General features: G+C 63.0%; 12 protein-coding genes and 2 pseudogenes. 8 read left to right on the top strand and 6 right to left on the bottom strand.

Annotation, left to right across the window (positions count from 1 at the left end; genetic code table 11):
* Positions 1-71 precede the first annotated feature (71 nt).
* Positions 72-1,025 (bottom strand): annotated as a pseudogene (gene mreC / locus B3361_RS13625) (rod shape-determining protein MreC); the annotation flags it as partial.
* Positions 1,026-1,190: 165 nt separating this feature from the next.
* Entirely contained in the window at positions 1,191-2,228 is a 1,038-nt protein-coding gene (mreB, locus tag B3361_RS13630; protein WP_003255163.1) for a rod shape-determining protein MreB, read from the bottom strand.
* A 205-nt stretch (positions 2,229-2,433) separates the two neighbouring features.
* On the opposite strand from mreB, the gene gatC reads away from it, so the two are divergent.
* The 5 genes from gatC to B3361_RS13655 all read left to right on the top strand — a co-directional run bounded on the left by gatC (position 2,434) and on the right by B3361_RS13655 (position 7,234).
* Positions 2,434-2,721, top strand: a complete 288-nt coding sequence (gene gatC / locus B3361_RS13635; protein ID WP_003255165.1) for an Asp-tRNA(Asn)/Glu-tRNA(Gln) amidotransferase subunit GatC — start codon at positions 2,434-2,436, stop codon at positions 2,719-2,721.
* A 15-nt stretch (positions 2,722-2,736) separates the two neighbouring features.
* Positions 2,737-4,188 carry an Asp-tRNA(Asn)/Glu-tRNA(Gln) amidotransferase subunit GatA gene (gene gatA, locus B3361_RS13640; RefSeq protein ID WP_029885531.1) on the top strand — a complete coding sequence of 484 codons (1,452 nt, stop codon included), beginning with the start codon at positions 2,737-2,739 and terminating at the stop codon, positions 4,186-4,188.
* A gap of 11 nt (positions 4,189-4,199) precedes the next feature.
* The gene (gatB, locus tag B3361_RS13645) at positions 4,200-5,645 is read left to right on the top strand and encodes an Asp-tRNA(Asn)/Glu-tRNA(Gln) amidotransferase subunit GatB (protein WP_286920247.1); all 1,446 of its coding nucleotides are present in this window, start codon (positions 4,200-4,202) and stop codon (positions 5,643-5,645) included.
* Between the two features lie 110 nt (positions 5,646-5,755).
* Positions 5,756-6,130 (top strand): septal ring lytic transglycosylase RlpA family protein, encoded by a 375-nt coding sequence (locus B3361_RS13650; RefSeq protein ID WP_054905735.1) that lies wholly within the window; start codon positions 5,756-5,758, stop codon positions 6,128-6,130.
* Positions 6,131-6,190: 60 nt separating this feature from the next.
* The gene (locus tag B3361_RS13655; protein ID WP_054905741.1) at positions 6,191-7,234 is read left to right on the top strand and encodes a calcium/sodium antiporter; all 1,044 of its coding nucleotides are present in this window, start codon (positions 6,191-6,193) and stop codon (positions 7,232-7,234) included.
* 16 nt (positions 7,235-7,250) lie between these two features.
* Here the strand turns inward: B3361_RS13655 and B3361_RS13660 are convergent, their stop codons facing one another.
* From B3361_RS13660 to B3361_RS13675, 4 genes are all read right to left on the bottom strand, one after another.
* Entirely contained in the window at positions 7,251-8,612 is a 1,362-nt protein-coding gene (locus B3361_RS13660; protein ID WP_286920248.1) for an amino acid permease, read from the bottom strand.
* A gap of 56 nt (positions 8,613-8,668) precedes the next feature.
* The gene (locus B3361_RS13665) at positions 8,669-9,610 is read right to left on the bottom strand and encodes an AEC family transporter (protein ID WP_029885057.1); all 942 of its coding nucleotides are present in this window, start codon (positions 9,608-9,610) and stop codon (positions 8,669-8,671) included.
* A 152-nt stretch (positions 9,611-9,762) separates the two neighbouring features.
* Positions 9,763-10,323 (bottom strand): response regulator transcription factor, encoded by a 561-nt coding sequence (locus B3361_RS13670; RefSeq protein ID WP_029885058.1) that lies wholly within the window; start codon positions 10,321-10,323, stop codon positions 9,763-9,765.
* Complete coding sequence (locus B3361_RS13675) at positions 10,323-11,579, bottom strand: ATP-binding protein (RefSeq protein ID WP_009685158.1); 1,257 nt, start codon at positions 11,577-11,579, stop codon at positions 10,323-10,325. The genes B3361_RS13670 and B3361_RS13675 overlap by 1 nt, the downstream gene beginning before the upstream one ends.
* A 201-nt stretch (positions 11,580-11,780) precedes the next feature.
* Here B3361_RS13675 and B3361_RS13680 point away from each other — a divergent pair, with 201 nt between their 5' ends.
* The 3 genes and pseudogenes from B3361_RS13680 (at position 11,781) to B3361_RS13690 (ending at position 16,274) form a co-directional block, all read left to right on the top strand.
* Positions 11,781-12,497: an SIMPL domain-containing protein gene (locus tag B3361_RS13680; RefSeq protein ID WP_054905733.1), complete on the top strand. Its 717-nt coding sequence runs from the start codon at positions 11,781-11,783 to the stop codon at positions 12,495-12,497.
* A gap of 413 nt (positions 12,498-12,910) precedes the next feature.
* Positions 12,911-14,536: an ABC transporter substrate-binding protein gene (locus tag B3361_RS13685; RefSeq protein ID WP_009685156.1), complete on the top strand. Its 1,626-nt coding sequence runs from the start codon at positions 12,911-12,913 to the stop codon at positions 14,534-14,536.
* Between the two features lie 145 nt (positions 14,537-14,681).
* Positions 14,682-16,274 (top strand): annotated as a pseudogene (locus B3361_RS13690) (ABC transporter substrate-binding protein).
* Positions 16,275-16,406 lie beyond the last annotated feature (132 nt).

Genomic DNA, 16,406 nt, shown 5'->3' on the forward strand with positions numbered 1-16,406 from the left:
CAGCCTCCCAAAGTGCTGGGATTACAGGCATGAGCCAGCGCGCCCTTTTTTTTTTAATGATACGGCGACCACCGAGCTGCAGGGGTACCCGTGGCCGGTGCGGCCTGCTCGCCGGTTGTGGCTGGCTGGCCGGCGGGCGCGGTGCCCTTGCGGTCGGCTTCTTCCTGGGCCATGGCAGCATCGGTGGCACGCTGCTCTGGGGTGCGCCGGTCACTGAACACCAGCAGCATGTAGCGGCTGCGGTTGAGCGCGGCGGTGGGGATGGCACGCACGATAGCGAACGGCTGCCCGGAGTCGTGGATCACTTCATTGACGGTGGCCACCGGGTAGCCGGCCGGGAAGCGCTGGCCCATGCCGGAACTGACCAGCAGGTCGCCTTCCTTGATGTCGGCGGTATCGGCCACATGGCGCAATTCCAGGCGCTCGGGGTTACCGGTACCGCTGGCGATCGCGCGCAAGCCATTGCGGTTGACCTGCACCGGAATGCTGTGGGTGGTGTCGGTCAGCAGCAGCACCCGCGAGGTATAGGGCATCAACTCGACCACCTGCCCCATCAGGCCGCGGGCATCGAGCACCGGCTGGCCAAGGAACACGCCGTCACGCTCGCCCTTGTTGATCAGGATACGGTGCGTGAAGGGGTTGGGGTCGACCCCGATCAGCTCGGCCACTTCGACCTTTTCGTTGACCAGCGCCGAGGAGTTGAGCAATTCGCGCAGGCGCACGTTCTGCTCGGTCAGGGCCGCCAGCTTCTGCAGGCGCCCCTGCAGCAGCAGGGCCTCGGTCTTGAGCTTCTCGTTTTCGGCAATCAGTTCGGTGCGGCTACCGAACTGGCCCGCCACGCCCTGCCAGGCACGCTGCGGCAAGTCGGTGATCCAGTACGACTCCATCAGCACCAGGCCCATCTGGCTGCGCACCGGTTTGAGCACGTCGAAGCGCGCGTCGACAACCATCAACGCGACTGACAGCACCACCAGAACGAGCAGGCGAACGCCCAGCGAAGGGCCCTTGGAGAAAAGCGGTTTAATGGGCCGTTCCTCGTGGACGACTCAGGAGGTCATTGGACATGGGACAACGCACCAGCCTGGTTGCGGGTTGACGGATACGGCGCCCGTGTGGGCGCCAGCCCAGCACATACAGGTAGCACTGTGCGTACTACCTGTAAACCGGGCGCTCATGAACCGCGAGCAGGATCACTCGCTGGAGAGCAGGTCCATCGCGTGCTTGTCCATCATCTCCAGGGCGCGACCACCGCCACGGGCGACACAGGTCAGCGGGTCTTCGGCGACTATCACCGGCAGGCCGGTTTCCTGGGCCAGCAGCTTGTCGAGGTCACGCAGCAGCGCACCACCACCGGTCAACACCAGGCCACGCTCGGCGATGTCGGAGGCCAGCTCGGGCGGCGATTGCTCGAGGGCGCTCTTCACTGCCTGAACGATGGTCGCCAGCGACTCCTGCAGCGCTTCGAGCACTTCGTTGGAGTTCAGGGTGAAGGCACGCGGCACGCCTTCGGCCAGGTTACGGCCACGCACGTCGACTTCGCGCACTTCGCCGCCCGGGTAGGCAGTGCCGATTTCCTGCTTGATGCGCTCGGCGGTGGACTCGCCGATCAGGCTGCCGTAGTTGCGGCGCACGTAGGTCACGATGGCTTCGTCGAAGCGGTCACCGCCAACACGCACGGACTCGGCGTAGACCACACCGTTGAGCGAGATCAGGGCGATTTCGGTGGTGCCGCCACCGATATCGACGACCATCGAACCGCGGGCCTCTTCTACCGGCAGGCCGGCGCCGATGGCGGCAGCCATTGGCTCTTCGATCAGGAACACTTCACGGGCACCGGCACCCAGGGCCGACTCGCGAATGGCGCGGCGCTCTACCTGGGTCGATTTGCACGGTACGCAGATCAGCACGCGCGGGCTTGGCTGCAGGAAGCTGTTCTCGTGAACCTTGTTGATGAAATATTGCAACATTTTTTCGCAAACGCTGAAGTCGGCGATCACGCCGTCCTTCATCGGACGAATGGCTGCAATGTTGCCAGGCGTACGGCCCAGCATGCGTTTGGCTTCGGTACCGACGGCGACGACGCTTTTCTGGTTGCCATGGGTACGGATGGCAACAACCGAGGGCTCATTCAGGACGATACCGCGCTCACGCACGTAAATAAGGGTGTTGGCAGTACCCAGGTCGATGGAAAGATCGCTGGAAAACATGCCACGCAGTTTCTTGAACATGGGAAAGTGACCCTGGGGAAAGCGTGGGTAAAAAAGTGCGGCAAACTCTAACAATGGCAGGGATTTTGGGCAAGGAGCCAATATGTTAAATTGGCTGTTTTTCCGAGCACGCCAGCAGAAATTCGCGGCTGTTAGACCGCCAAAAAGCTGACATGTTCCTCACTGCGGACCTAAATTCCGTTCTTTGTTTCCCTTGGAGATCCCCATGGCGCTTGAACGCTGCGACGTGGAAAAGATCGCCCATCTGGCCCGCCTGGGCCTGAATGATGGCGAACTGCCACGCATTACCGACGCCCTCAACAGCATTCTTGGGCTGGTCGACCAGATGCAAGCTGTCGACACCACTGGCATCGAGCCTCTGGCTCACCCGCTGGAGGCCAGCCAGCGCCTGCGTCCCGACCAGGTCACCGAAAGCAACCAGCGCGACGCCTACCAGGCCATCGCGCCATCGACCGAAAGCGGTCTGTACCTGGTTCCCAAAGTCATCGAGTAAGGGATAGAGCCTGCCATGCACCAATTGACCCTGGCCGAGATCGCCCGCGGACTCGCCGACAAGTCGTTTTCTTCCGAAGAGCTGACCGGCACGCTGCTGGCGCGCATCAAGCAGCTCGACCCACAGCTCAACAGCTTCATCAGCGTCACCGACGAGCTGGCCCTGGGCCAGGCGCGTGCCGCCGACGCCCGTCGCGCCGCTGGCGAGACCGGCGCGCTGTTGGGTGCGCCCATCGCCCACAAGGACCTGTTCTGCACCAACGGCGTGCGCACCAGCTGCGGCTCGAAGATGCTCGACAACTTCAAGGCGCCGTATGACGCCACCGTGGTCGCCAAGCTGGCCGAAGCCGGCATGGTCACCCTGGGCAAGACCAACATGGACGAGTTCGCCATGGGTTCGGCCAACGAATCCAGCCACTACGGCGCGGTGAAGAACCCATGGAACCTGGAACACGTGCCAGGCGGCTCGTCCGGCGGTTCTGCCGCGGCCGTGGCGGCGCGCCTGCTGCCAGCCACCACCGGCACCGACACCGGCGGGTCGATCCGCCAGCCGGCGGCGCTGACCAACCTCACCGGTCTGAAACCGACGTACGGTCGTGTTTCGCGCTGGGGCATGATCGCCTACGCTTCCAGCCTCGACCAGGGTGGCCCACTGGCGCGCACCGCCGAAGACTGCGCCTTGCTGCTGCAAGGCATGGCCGGCTTCGACGCCAAGGACTCCACCAGCATCGAAGAGCCGGTGCCGGACTACAGCGCCAACCTCGGCGCCTCCTTGCAGGGCCTGCGCATCGGCCTGCCCAAGGAGTACTTCGGTGCAGGCCTGGACCCACGCATTGCCGACCTGGTGCAGGCCAGCGTCAAGGAGCTGGAAAAGCTCGGTGCCGTGGTCAAGGAAATCAGCCTGCCGAACATGCAGCACGCCATTGCCGCGTACTACGTGATCGCACCTGCCGAGGCCTCGTCCAACCTGTCGCGTTTCGACGGTGTGCGCTTCGGCTACCGCTGCGAGGCGCCCAAGGACCTGACCGACCTCTACAAGCGTTCGCGTGGCGAAGGTTTCGGCGTTGAAGTCCAGCGCCGCATCATGGTCGGCACCTACGCCCTGTCGGCCGGCTACTACGACGCGTACTACGTGAAGGCGCAACAGATCCGCCGCCTGATCAAGAACGACTTCATGGCCGCCTTCAACGAGGTTGACCTGATCCTTGGCCCGACCACGCCGAACCCGGCCTGGAAGCTGGGCGCCAAGAGCAGCGACCCGGTCGCCGCCTACCTCGAAGACATCTACACCATCACCGCCAACCTGGCAGGCCTGCCGGGCCTGTCGATGCCCGCGGGCTTCGTCGACGGCCTGCCGGTCGGCGTACAGCTGCTGGCGCCGTACTTCCAGGAAGGCCGGTTGCTCAACGTCGCGCACCGCTACCAGCAAGTGACCGACTGGCACACCCGTGCCCCCAACGGCTTCTGAGGAGTTCACACATGCAATGGGAAGTTGTGATCGGGCTGGAAATCCACACTCAGCTCGCCACCCAGTCGAAGATCTTCTCCGGCAGCGCTACCACCTTCGGCTCCGAGCCGAATACCCAGGCCAGCCTGGTTGACCTGGGCATGCCGGGCGTTTTGCCGGTGCTGAACCAGGAAGCCGTGCGCATGGCCTGCATGTTCGGCCTGGCCATCGATGCCGAGATCGGCAAGCGCAACGTGTTCGCGCGCAAGAACTACTTCTACCCGGACCTGCCCAAGGGCTACCAGATCAGCCAGATGGACCTGCCGATCGTCGGCAAGGGCCACCTGGACATCGCCCTGGAAGACGGCACCATCAAGCGCATCGGGGTCACCCGCGCGCACCTGGAAGAAGACGCAGGCAAAAGCCTGCACGAAGACTTCAGCGGCTCTACCGGCATTGACCTGAACCGCGCCGGCACACCGCTGCTGGAGATCGTGTCCGAGCCTGACATGCGCAGCGCCAAGGAGGCCGTGGCGTACGTCAAGGCGATCCACGCACTGGTGCGCTACCTGGGCATCTGCGACGGCAACATGGCCGAGGGCTCGCTGCGTTGCGACTGCAACGTGTCGATCCGCCCGAAAGGCCAGGCTGAATTCGGTACCCGCTGCGAGATCAAGAACGTCAACTCGTTCCGCTTCATCGAGCGTGCCATCAACAGCGAGATCCAGCGCCAGATCGACCTGATCGAGGATGGCGGCAAGGTGGTGCAGGAAACCCGCCTGTACGACCCGAACAAAGATGAAACCCGTTCCATGCGCAGCAAAGAGGAAGCCAACGACTACCGTTACTTCCCCGACCCGGACCTGCTGCCGGTCGTGATCGAAGACAGCTACCTCGACAGCATCCGCGCTGCCCTGCCCGAGCTGCCGCCGCAGAAGGTCGAGCGCTTCCAGCACCAGTACGGCCTGTCGGCCTACGATGCCAACGTGCTGGCCTCCAGCCGCGAACAGGCCGACTACTTCGAAGAAGTGGTGAAAATTGGCGGTGACGCCAAGCTGGCCGCCAACTGGGTCATGGTCGAACTGGGGAGCCTGCTGAACAAGTTGGGCGTGGAGATCGACCAGGCACCGGTCAGCGCTGCGCAACTGGGTGGCATGCTGCTGCGCATCCGCGATAACACCATCAGCGGCAAGATCGCCAAGACCGTGTTCGAAGCCATGGCTGGCGGTGAAGGCGATGCCGACAGCATCATCGAAAGCAAAGGCCTGAAGCAGGTCACCGACACCGGCGCAATCGAGAAGATGCTCGACGAAATGCTGGCCGCCAATGCCGAGCAGGTGGAACAGTACCGCTCGGCTGATGAAGCCAAGCGTGGCAAGATGTTCGGCTTCTTCGTCGGCCAGGCCATGAAAGCCTCCAAAGGCAAGGCCAACCCGGGGCAGGTGAACCAAATGCTCAAGGCCAAGCTCGAAGGGTGATTGTCTTATCCCTGTAGTCCTGCGAGGGCTTCGCCCTCGTTCGCGGGCATGCCCGCTCCCACAGGTACAGCGCCGACCTGTGGGAGCGTCGCACTAGGAGAGCACCTGACTTGCTAAAACGATCCCTCGGCACCCTCGCCCTGTTTTCGTTCCTGGCCGGCTGCGCCAGCCATGACATCGACCCACGCGGTTACGACCAGACCGGCACCGCTTCCTATTACGGCTCGCGCCACCACGGCAAACGCACCGCCAGCGGCGAACCGTTCAACCAGCACGGCCTTACCGCCGCCCACCGCAGCCTGCCGTTTGGCAGCCGCGTTCTGGTGACCAACATGGCCAACCAGCGCAGTGTGGTGGTACGCATCAACGACCGTGGCCCGCATACCCGCGCCCGGCTGATCGACCTGTCACGCGCCGCCGCCGAAAAAATCGGCATGCTGCGTAGCGGCACAGCGCGGGTGCGGGTACAAGGGCTTAGCGACTGACGCGACAGGAGTTCGACCATTTTCGACTTGGCCACCCTTCCCACCTTCAGCCTGCTGCAACTGGGCACAGCCCTGCTGTTGCTGGTAGGCGGCGCCGAACTGCTGGTGCGCGCCGCCCTGCGCCTGGCGCAGCGCCTGCACGTGCGCCCGCTGATCATCGGCCTGAGCCTGGTCGCCTTCGGCAGCACCGCACCACAGTTGACCGTCAGCCTGCAGGCGGCCTACCAGGGCGCGCCGGATGTAGCGGTCGGCAGCGTGGTCGGCAGCAATATCTTCAATGTGCTGGTAGTGCTCGGCCTGGCCGCATTGATCATTCCGCTGCGGGTTTCGCGCCAGTTGGTACGCCTGGACATACCGCTGATGATCCTCGCCAGCGGCCTGGTCTACGCACTGTGCGCCAACGGCCAGCTGGGCCGGTTCGAAGGTGGGTTGCTGTTGCTGGGCCTGGCGGGCTACCTGGCCATGCTCTGGCACCAGTCGCGCCATTACGCACGCACCTACCCTGCCCCCGATGCCGCCCAGGCCAGCGCCGGGCGCTTCTGGCCAGCCACCGTGCTGCAGGTGCTGTTCGGCCTGGGCCTGTTGACCCTGGCAGGCCACTTGCTGCTTGAAGCCGCCGTCGAGGTGGCCACCGACCTGGGCCTGTCCGAGCGCGTCATCGGGCTGACCGTGGTCGCTGTGTGCACCTCCCTGCCGGAATTGGCCGCTGCCTTGATTGCGGCCCTGCGGGGCGAGCGGGAGATCGCCGTGGGCACGGTCATTGGCAGCAACCTGTTCAACGTGCTGGCGGTGCTGGGCCTGACCGCACTGGTGACCCCACAGCCGCTGTCGATTTCACCCAATGCGCTGTCGTTCGACCTGCCCGTGATGCTCGGCGTTGCCGTACTGAGTATGCCGGTGTTCTATTCCGGCTACCGCATTACCCGCGCCGAAGGGCTGGTCTTCCTGTGCCTGTACCTGGCTTATGGCCTGCACGTCGCGGCCTTCACCATGGGGCTGCCGCTGGCCGGCCGCCTTGAGCGGCTGATGCTGTTCTACGTGCTGCCGGTACTGGCCCTGGTGCTGCTGTACACCACCGTGCGTGCCTGGCGGCGGCAGCATTGAGGGGCATGAGCCCGACTCAGTACTTCCCCTGGCGAGCCTTCTTCAGCTTGAAGGCCACCCACAGCGCGGCAATCCATGCCGGTATCAGCATCACTGAAATGCGAATCGGCGGGGTCAGGTACATCACCACCAGGATCAACACGATGAATGCCAGGCACAGGTAGTTGGTCAGCGGGTGCCCCAGGCTCTTGTAGAACGGGGTGATGCCCGCGGCCAGCTTGGCTTTGCGGAACTTCAGGTGGGTGATGCTGATGCTCGCCCAGTTGATCACCAGCGCCGATACCGCCAGGGCCATCAACAAGCCAAAGGCCTCACCCGGCATCAGGTAATTGATCACTACGCACAAGCCGGTGGCGAACGCCGATACCCCCAGTGCGGTCAGGGGCACGCCGCTGCGGCTGACCTTCAGCAACTGGCGCGGCGCATCGCCCTGGCTGGCCAGGCCGAACAGCATGCGGCTGTTGGCATACACGCAGCTGTTGTACACCGACAGCGCCGCGGTAAGCACCACAATGTTGAGAATGGTGGCCACCAGGTCGCTGTCCAGTTCGTGGAAGATCATCACGAACGGGCTACCGCCTTGCACCACCTTCTGCCACGGGTACAACGACAGCAGCACGGCCAGCGCGCCGATGTAGAAAATGAGGATACGGTACACCACCTGGTTGGTGGCCTTGGGGATGCTCTGGCGCGGGTTGTCGGCCTCGGCAGCGGTAATGCCCACCAGCTCCAGGCCGCCAAACGAGAACATGATCACCGCCAACGCCATCACCAGGCCGCTGACGCCATTGGGGAAGAACCCGCCGTACTGCCACAGGTTGGCTACGCTGGCATCGGCGCCGCCCTGCCCGTTGCTCAGCAACCAGGCACCGAAGCCGATCATGCTGACAATGGCCACCACCTTGACCAAGGCGAACCAGAACTCCATTTCGCCATAGACCTTTACCTGGGTAAGGTTGATCAGGTTGATCACCACGAAAAAGATCGCCGCAGTGGCCCAGGTCGGGAATTCCGGCCACCAGTACTGCACGTAGATACCCACAGCCGTGAGCTCGGCCATGCCGACCAGCACGTACACCACCCAGTAGTTCCAGCCCGAGACGAAACCGGCGAACTCGCTCCAGTACTGGTGGGCAAAATGGCTGAAGCTACCGGCAACCGGCTCTTCCACCACCATTTCACCCAACTGGCGCATGATCAGGAAGGCCATCAGGCCGGCGATGGCGTAACCCAGCAGTACCGATGGGCCAGCCAGCTGGATGGTCTGGGCGATGCCCAGGAACAGCCCGGTACCGATGGCCCCACCCAGCGCAATCAGCTGGATGTGGCGATTCTTCAGCCCGCGCTGTAACCGCTCGGGCGTGCTCTGGTCTTGCATGAAGTGTCCTTTAGCTCAGTGAGGCAGTGCTGTTGCTGTTGTTTGCAGTCAAGGATCTAGATCCATCCGCCCCACTGCAAGATGAAAATACCAATGTTGGTGGTGATTGCTGCCATCAACGTGGTGATCACGATGATCGACGCCGCCAATTGGTGGTTGCCGTTGGCCGCGCGCGCCATCACGTAGCTGGCGGCCGCCGTCGGGCTACCGATGTACAGGAACAGGATGCCCAGCTCGGCACCGCGAAAACCACACAGCCAGGCACCCAGGGTGCCGAGCAGCGGTAACCACACCATCTTCACCAGGCTGGCATCGATGGCCAGGCGGCCACTGTCGCGCAGTGCCGCCAGCGACAGGGTGCCGCCGATGCAGATCAGCGCCAGTGGCAGGGTCATCTGCGCCAGGTAGTCGCCTGAAGTGAGCAGCCAGTTGGGCAGCGGCACCTGGCCGTAGGCCATCGGGGTGGCCACCAATACGCTGATGATCAGCGGGTTGCTGAAAATGCTCTTGCAGATGCTCCAGGGGTCGGACTTGAGGTCCGGGCTGTACACCGCCAGCACCACCGCGGACAGCGAGTTGTACATGAGGATGACCACGCCGGCGAGTACCGCCCCCAGGGAAATACCATAGTCCCCGTACAGGCTGGCGGCCAAGGCCAGGCCAATGACGCCGTTGTTGCCGCGAAAGGCGCCTTGGGCATAGATACCGCGATCGGCCATGGGGCTGCGCCAGATAGCCATGCCCCAGGCAAGGGCGAAGCCGATCAGGGTCGCTGCGATGAAGTACAGGATGACCCCGGGCTGGACCGCCGTAGCCAGGTCAGCGTGGTAGATGCCCAGGAACAGCAGGGCCGGCATGCACACATTGAACACCAGCTGCGAAGCGACCTGGTTGAAGTTATCGTCGATCAGGCGAATGCGTTTGAGCAGCACGCCCATGAACAGCATGGCGAAAACCGGTGCCGTAATATTCAGCGTCTGGATGAGAAGGGCGAGCATGCGCTAGCGATCCTGGAGGGGTTGCCGTCAGGTGGCAATGATACGCCAACAGCCGGGATTTGCGGGGATCGCGGGGTGTTACAGATAAATTTCTGTCCACACCGGCCCTATCGCCAGCTTGCCAGCGATGAGGCCGGTACAGGCAATATGAATCAGCGCCGAACCGGACGCTTCTGCAGTTTGCGCTGCAAGGTCCGCCGGTGCATGCCCAGCGCCCGTGCGGTGGCCGAGATATTGCCATCGTGCTCGGTCAGCACACGCTGGATATGCTCCCACTGCAGGCGGTCGACCGACATCGGGTTTTCCGGCACCAACGTGTCCAGGTCGGTGTGCTCCGACAGCAACGCCGCCAGCACGTCGTCGGCATCAGCCGGTTTGCACAGGTAGTTGCAGGCGCCGCGCTTGACCGCCTCCACTGCTGTGGCAATGCTCGAATAACCGGTCAGGATCACCACGCGCATTTCCGGGTCCAGCTCCAGCAGCTTGGGCAGCAGCACCAGGCCGGAGTCGCCGTCCATCTTCAGGTCCAGCGTGGCGTAATCCGGCAGGTCCTGCTGGGCCAGGATCAAGCCCTCTTCGGCGGAACCGGCAATGCTCACGCGGAACCCGCGACGGCTCATGGCGCGCGCCATGACCCGGGTGAAGGTGGCATCGTCATCCACCAGCAGCAGGTGCGGCAGCTCTTCGCTCTCGACCTGGTTTTCTTCGCTCATCATTCATCTCCTCGCTTGCCATAGGGCAGGCGCAGTTCGGTCAGGGTGCCACCCTGCTCATGACTATAAAGTTTTACCGAACCGCCCGCACGGGTCACGCTGGCCTTGCTCAAGAACAGGCCCAGGCCGAAACCTTTGCCCTTGGTGGTAATGAAGGGTTTGCCGATGGCTTCGGCAATGGCCGGCGGCACGCCAGGGCCATGGTCGCGGATGCTGATAACGATATCCTGAGCGTCCCAGTCAAGGCGCACTTCAAGGTCATCGGGGCAGGCATCGGCCGCATTGTTCAACAGGTTCAGCAGCGCCTGGGTCAGGTCCGGTGGCGGGGTCAGGCGCGGCACCTGGCCGTCACGCAGGCGCTGGAAGCGGTAGCTGCTTTCCGGGCGCATCAGGTGCCAGCGGTTCAGCGCTTCGTCCAGCCAGGCGGTGACATCCTGCTCGACCACCGCCAGGCGGCGGTTGGCTTCAGCGGCGCGTACCAGTTGCTGCAGGGTTTCCTTGCACAGCTTCACCTGGTCCTGAAGGATTTGCAGGTCTTCCTGCAACAGCGGGTCGGTGTGGTCCTGGCGCATTTCATTGATCAGCACACTCATGGTGGCCAGCGGCGTGCCCAGCTCATGAGCGGCGCCGGCGGCCTGGGTGGCTACGGCCAGCAACTGCTCGTCGCGCAGGCTTTCTTCACGCCGCTCGGAGCGTAGTTGCTCCTGGCGCCGCAGCTCTTCAGCCATGCGTGCCGCGAAGAAGGTGATCACCGCCGCCGCCAGGGCAATACTCAGCCACATGCCGTACACCTGCATCTTGTCCCGCGCCATGGGCAGGCCTTCGAGCGGGTAGAACTGCACCAGCAGCAAGCTGTAGGCGGTCAGGGCAATACCGGACAGGATCAGCGAATACAGCCACGGCAGGGTCACTGCGGCAATGGCCAACGGTACCAGGTAGTAGGACACGAACGGGTTGGTCGAGCCACCGGAGTAATACAGCAAGGCACTGTGGATCAACAGGTCACAGGCCAGCTGCAGGGCGTATTCCATTTCGGTGACGGGCACCGACAAGCGCAGGCGCAGGGCGGTGAAGGCACACAGCAGCGACGACAAGGCCAAGGTACCGGCCAGCGATAGCCAGGGTAAGGGCAGCAGTTCGGTCCAGTAGGCGACACCGACCGAGCCGGCCTGGGCAGCCAGGACCAGCACACGAATGACGGTCAGGCGCCAGAGGTTCTGGCGGGTAGCGGACAACGGTTGTACGGCGGCGAGCATGAGCTCTCCTGATGAGTGCTCCAGAAAATCGGCTGGAGTATACCGAAGCCGGGCCCCCTGCTGCAGCGCTGCGGCAAAGCGCCACACTTTGTCACACTGTCATGATGGCACTGTTGAACCCACTACACTGATGCCGGTCTGATTGGCCATGCGTGGCATGGATGACCAGCGACCACGCCTTTTATTGCCAAGGAGTACCACATGCACATTCCACGTCACGGCGCCGCCCTGATCATGTCTTGCGGCCTGCTCGCCAGCCTGCCGGCACTGGCGGCCGATGAACCGCGCTACAACCAGGTATCGCTGCGCGCCGAGGTCAGCAAGGAAGTGGCGCGCGACCTGATGGTCGTGACCTTGTATAGCGAAGCGCAGAACAGCGACCCCGGCAAGCTCGCCAAGCAGATCACAGAAACCATGAACAAGGCCGTGCAGCAGTCGCGCCAGGTCAAGGATGTGAAGATCAGCCAGGGCAGCCGCAACAGCTACCCCGTTTACGACAGCAAAGGCCAGAAGATCACCGGCTGGCGTGAGCGCGCCGAGCTGCGCCTGGAAAGCGCCGATTTCCCGGCCCTCTCGCAACTGACCGCCGACCTGCTGCAAGAGCTGAAAATGGGTGGCATGGACTTCTCCATCGCGCCGGCCACGCGCAAGTCCAGCGAAGACGAGCTGCTCAAGGATGCCATGGATGCGTTCAAGGCCCGTGCACAACTGGCCACGCAAGCCTTGGGCGGCACAGGCTACAAAGTGGTCAGCCTGAACCTGAACAGCAGCGGCTACCCACGGCCGTACCTGCGCAGCGCCCCCATGGCCATGAAGGCCATGAGCGCAGATGAAGCGGCGCCGGCGCCCGACATCGAAGCCGGTACCAGCGAGGTGAGCATGAATGCTGATGGGTTGATTGAAGTGCAGATGCCTTAAGCAACTAGCGCCGATATGCGCGGCCTGGGGTCGCGACGGGGCGGGGGCGCTCCCCTGTTGTAGCAGTGTGCTGCACAGGGGGCCGCTGCGCGCGGCCCATCGCGACGCAAGGCCGCTCCTACAGGGGCCGTGTGGGGGGCTGAAAAAAGCGTTTCAGACCTTTCTTACGCACCGTTCAGGTGCATCCTACAAAATTCCCGCCTCGAAACACCTCGAAAAAAGCCATCATTTTGCCCACGCAAACGTTTAACTTCGCCGAAAGTTATAGCGATGCGACATCCATGTACGTTCGTGCCACATTCCAGGCGCCAACTATCCTTGTACCTGTTGCATTGGGAACATCCCCTGCATAAGTATCCGCAGGTCGGCTCACGAGGCCACCTCACTCGAAAAATGACAAAAATGAGGCCACCATGCTCAAACACGCAGTCATACCGTTCCTGCTCGGTGCAGGCTTGCTCACCGGTGCTCCGTCGGCACTTGCCGCGTCCAACCTGGTGTTCTGCTCCGAAGGCAGCCCGGCCGGCTTCGATCCAGGGCAATACACTACCGGCACCGACTTCGACGCCTCGGCCGAAACCGTCTTCAACCGCCTGACGCAGTTCGAACGCGGCGGCACTGCAGTGATACCCGGCCTGGCCACCCGCTGGGACGTGTCCGACGATGGCAAGACCTACACCTTCCACCTGCGCGAGGGGGTGAAGTTCCACACCACCGACTACTTCAAGCCGACCCGCCCGTTCAACGCCGACGACGTGCTCTTCACCTTCAACCGCATGCTCGACAAGGACCACCCCTTCCGCAAGGCCTACCCGACCGAGTTCCCGTACTTCACCGACATGGGCATGGACAAGAACATCGCCAAGCTGGAGAAGCTTGACGAGCACACCGTCAAGTTCACCCTCAACGAGGTCGATGCAGCGTTCATCCAGAACCTGGCCATGAGCTTCGCCTCGATCCAGTCCGCCGAATACGCCGACCAGTTGCTCAAGAACGGCAAGGCCGCCGACATCAACCAGAAGCCGATCGGCACCGGCCCGTTCGTGTTCAGCAAGTACCAGAAGGACGCGCAGATCCGCTTCAAGGGCAACAAGGATTACTGGAAGCCCGAGGACGTGAAGATCGACAACCTGATCTTCGCCATCACCACCGACGCCTCGGTACGCATGCAGAAGCTGAAAAAGAACGAATGCCAGGTCACCCTCTTCCCACGCCCGGCCGATATCGAGCCGCTGAAGGCCGACAAGAACCTGCAGATGCCCCAGCAGGCCGGCTTCAACCTGGGTTACATCGCCTATAACGTGATGGACCAGATCAAGGGCAGCAACCAGCCCAACCCCATGGCCCAGCTGAAAGTGCGCCAGGCGCTGGACATGGCCGTGGACAAGAAGCGCATCATCGAGTCGGTCTACCAGGGCGCCGGCCAGTTGGCGGTCAACGCCATGCCGCCCACGCAGTGGTCGTATGACACCAGCATCAAGGACGCACCGTTCGACCCGGAAAAAGCCAAACAACTGCTCAAGGAAGCCGGCATCAAGGAAGGCACCGAAATCACCCTGTGGGCCATGCCCGTGCAACGCCCGTACAACCCCAATGCCAAGCTGATGGCCGAAATGCTGCAGTCCGACTGGGCCAAGATCGGCATCAAGGCAAAAATTGTCAGCTATGAGTGGGGCGAGTACATCAAGCGCTCCAAAGCCGGCGAACAGGGCGCCATGCTGATTGGCTGGAGCGGCGACAACGGAGACCCGGACAACTGGCTAGGCACCCTCTACGGCTGCGATGCCATTGACGGCAACAACTTCTCCAAGTGGTGCTACAAGCCCTACGACAGCCTGATCAAACAGGCCAAGGCCACCTCCGACCAAGCCAAGCGCACCGAGCTGTACCAGCAGGCACAGCGCATCCTCAAGGAGCAGGTGCCGATCACCCCGATCGCCCACTCCACCGTCTACCAGCCGATGAGCGTCAAGGTGAAGGACTTCAAGATCAGCCCGTTCGCGCTGAACGCCTTCTACGGCGTCAGCGTGGACAAATAGGGTAGCCCCGGCACCCGCCAGGCGGTGGGTGCCCTCCCCTCCAATCACTGATTTCTGTCGGCCTGCAGCTATCCGCTGCGGGGTCGGCACACTGTTGCCGCCATTCGTACCCGTAGGCGGTGCAAACAGAGGAAAAGGACTTGCCATGCGCCACGCCACCCGACTTGCTGCCCTGCTGGCCCTGGGCCTGATCAGCCAGGCCCCCCACCTGTACGCCAACAGCCTGGTGTTCTGCTCCGAAGGCAGCCCTGCCGGTTTCGACACCGCCCAGTACACCACCGCCACCGACAACGACGCCGCCGAACCGATCTACAACCGCCTGGTCGAGTTCGAACGTGGCGGCACCGCCGTGCACCCTGCCCTGGCTACCCGCTGGGAGGTGTCCGACGACGGCTTGAACTACACCTTCCACCTGCGTGAAGGGGTCAGGTTCCACAGCAACAAGGCCTTCACGCCCAGCCGCGACTTCAATGCCGACGACGTGTTGTTCACCTTCAACCGCATGCTCGACAAAGGCCACCCGTTCCGCCAGGCCTACCCCACCGAGTTCCCCTATTTCATCAGCATGGGCCTGGACAAGAACATCGCCCGGGTCGAGAAACGCGACCCTCTGACCGTGGTGTTCACCCTGAACGCGGTGGATGCCGCATTCATTCAGAACCTGGCCATGAGCTTCGCCTCGATCCTCTCTGCCGAGTACGCCGAGCAGCTGCTGGCCAGCGGGCGTGCCAGTGACATCAACCAGCACCCGATCGGCACCGGCCCGTTCGTGTTCCAGCGCTACCAGAAGGACTCGCAGATCCGCTACAAGGGCAACAAGGCCTACTGGGCCCCCGAGCAGGTAAAGCTCGACAACCTGGTGTTTTCGATCAACGTAGACCCCTCGGTGCGCATCCAGAAACTGCGCCGCAACGAATGCCAGGTCACCCTGCACCCGCGCCCGGCCGACCTGCCGGCCCTTCGCGCCGACAGCCAGCTGCAGGTGCTGCAGCAGCCGGGCTTCAACCTCGGCTACATCGCCTACAACACCCGCCATGCACCGTTCGACCGCCTGGAAGTACGCCAGGCGCTGGACATGGCGGTGAACAAGCAAGCCATCATCCAGGCGGTGTACCAGGACGCCGGCCAGTTGGCAGTCAACGCCATGCCACCGACCCAATGGTCCTAGGACAACAGCCTCAAGGATGCCCCTTACAACCCGGAAAAGGCCCGCCAACTGCTGCGCCAGGCCGGCGTAGCGCCAGGTACCGAGGTCACCTTGTGGGCCATGCCGGTGCAGCGCCCGTACAACCCCAACGCCAAGCTGATGGCCGAAATGCTGCAGGCCGACTGGAACAAACTCGGCCTCAAGGTGCGCATCGTCAGCTACGAGTGGGGGGAATACATAAAGCGCATGAAAAACGGCGAGCACGACATCGCCCTGATCGGCTGGACCGGTGACAACGGCGACCCCGACAACTGGCTGGGCACCCTCTACAGCTGCGCCGCCATTGGCAGCAACAACTACTCGCAGTGGTGCGATCCGCAGTACGACAGCCTGGTCATGCAGGCCAAGCGCGTGAGCGACCCGGTGCAACGCAGCGCCCTGTACCAGCAGGCACAGCAGCGCCTCAAGCAGCAGGTGCCGATCACCCCGGTGGCCCATTCCACCGTCAACCAGCCGCTCAGCGTCAAGGTTTCCCAATTCAAGGTCAGCCCGTTTGGGCGCAATGATTTCTCCGGTGTGAGTGTTGACTGATGGCCAACCTGCACCGGCCGCTTCGCCGGTACAGGCAACACAGCGTCCGGATCAAGCCCGGCAACCCCGCGGCAACCCTGGCAACACCGCAGCAAGCACCCGGCCCACAAGGCCGGCCATAACTAGAAAAGA

Origin of the sequence: Pseudomonas sp. UBA6699, from assembly GCF_002454615.1 — a bacterium.
GTDB lineage: Bacteria > Pseudomonadota > Gammaproteobacteria > Pseudomonadales > Pseudomonadaceae > Aquipseudomonas > Aquipseudomonas juntendi.